The organism is Neglectibacter sp. X4 (assembly GCF_009917365.1).
Classification (GTDB): Bacteria; Bacillota; Clostridia; order Oscillospirales; family Acutalibacteraceae; genus Acutalibacter.
On record NZ_QWLE01000223.1, the window covers coordinates 1 to 750 of the forward strand.

A 750-nucleotide genomic window follows, 5' to 3' on the forward strand; every position below is an offset into this window, starting at 1 on the left:
CTGCTTGCTCCCTGGCTGCTGTTTGGACTGATAGTAAGCGTCCAAATCAGTGGGTTTTAGCTTTTGCAGCAATACCGGGTGCTGTTTGAAATACGGCACGATGTGGTTTACTACCATGGCCCGATAGGTTCGGTAGGTATTGGGCTTGATGTTCGTCCCTGCCTGCTTGACCCAACGCTCCAAATAGCCCGCAAAGGTCAGTTGGCAGTAGGGCACATTCTTTTCTTCCCACTCATCTATCAAAGTGTGCAGAATCTTCTCAGCATTGCGCTTATTTCCCCTCAAAGGAAGGTCGGTGGAGAACCACTTTGGCCTGCGCTTCCCTTTCTCGTCGTAGAGATTCAATACGGCATAATATTTGCCGTTTTTCGTTGTTACAAAGCCCGTGATTGCCATTTATTTACTCCTTTCCGGGCTTTCAGCGGCTTCATCTGATGGCTCCATTGTACCAGATTTGGAAGCCGTACGCAAGCGGAGAAATTCCTCTACACTGGCCTTTGGGATGATGTATTTCTTCCCAATGCGGATGTTGGAAACTGCCCCGCTTTTCAGCAGGCTGTAGGCCGTATTTCTGCCAATGTGAAGCATAGTCTGTAACTCCTTAGCGGAAACCACATCCGGGTACTCTGCAAAAATTCTGTCTTTCATAAAATCACGTTTCCTTTCTTTTGACTGTCTTGAACTCACCAGGGTGCAAACCGGGAAAGAATGCCGTCTATTGTTTTTCTATCCTCCTTTTCAAGCTGTGCA

Annotated in this window: 1 protein-coding gene and 1 pseudogene; both read right to left on the reverse strand. The window is 47.6% G+C overall.

Annotated features, from left to right (window positions below; translation table 11 throughout):
* Window positions 1-396, reverse strand: a pseudogene (locus tag D1841_RS17810) (N-terminal phage integrase SAM-like domain-containing protein); the annotation flags it as partial.
* Window positions 397-648 (reverse strand): helix-turn-helix domain-containing protein, encoded by a 252-nt coding sequence (locus D1841_RS17815; protein WP_160644987.1) that lies wholly within the window; start codon window positions 646-648, stop codon window positions 397-399.
* Window positions 649-750 lie beyond the last annotated feature (102 nt).